This window comes from Shewanella sp. 10N.286.52.A9, from assembly GCF_041468985.1.
Taxonomy (GTDB): domain Bacteria; phylum Pseudomonadota; class Gammaproteobacteria; order Enterobacterales; family Shewanellaceae; genus Shewanella; species Shewanella japonica.
The window spans coordinates 1-770 of the sequence record NZ_JBFRJQ010000013.1; the positions used below are offsets into that span (position 1 = coordinate 1).

Here is a 770-nt window from a genome sequence, read left to right on the forward strand (position 1 = left end):
ACCTAATTTACAAATACTTCCCTGTTTCGGGTAATGTGAGACCCAGGCTTTAGCTGCAACTAAAGCTTTCCTTGTCGTAGTTCGATTGATTGCAGGCTCCTCTATTGAGAGACCGATAACAAGAAAGAACGCGACAAAGGACTCCAAGCAAAACACTCGAATAGTCTACTGGGTCTCGAACCCGCATTTGCAAGCAAGAGTTAGCTTATTATGAATTCAAAAACTAATCAAAACATTAACATCGGTGTCGATACGGGCAAGTTTCAGCTCGATATTTATATCCGACCACTCGATATCTTTTTCAACGTCAAAAACGATGAGAAAGGCATTAAAGAAGCTGTTAACCTCATCAAGAAACACCATCCTGAACGTATCGTTATTGAAGCAACAGGTCGCTTAGAAATGCCATTTATCATGGCCTGCGCTGAAGCAAATCTGCCCTTCGTTATTGCGAACCCAATACATATAAAACGATTTGCTGGTACCATTGGTCAAAAAGCTAAAACAGACAGGCTAGATGCGCAGCTCATCGCTCATTATGGAGATGCGATTAAGCCTAAGCTATCTACTTTAAAGCCTGACATCATGCAGGCTATGAGCGATTTAGTCTCAAGACGCAATCAAATTATGGCAATGCAAACGATGGAGAAGAACAGGCTGCAAATTCTGCCGAAAGAGGTTGCGATGACCATCAAACCTATCTTAACTGTATTTAAAAATCAGATAGAAAAGATAGAAGCAAAAATAGTTAAACTCATCGAGTCCAACCC

The 770-nt window shown here is 40.9% G+C and carries 1 protein-coding gene; it reads left to right on the forward strand.

What is annotated here, in order from left to right; translation table 11 throughout:
- Positions 1 to 210 precede the first annotated feature (210 nt).
- Positions 211 to 770: transposase (locus AB4128_RS11980; protein ID WP_372037776.1), on the forward strand; the 560-nt coding region annotated here is incomplete at its 3' end.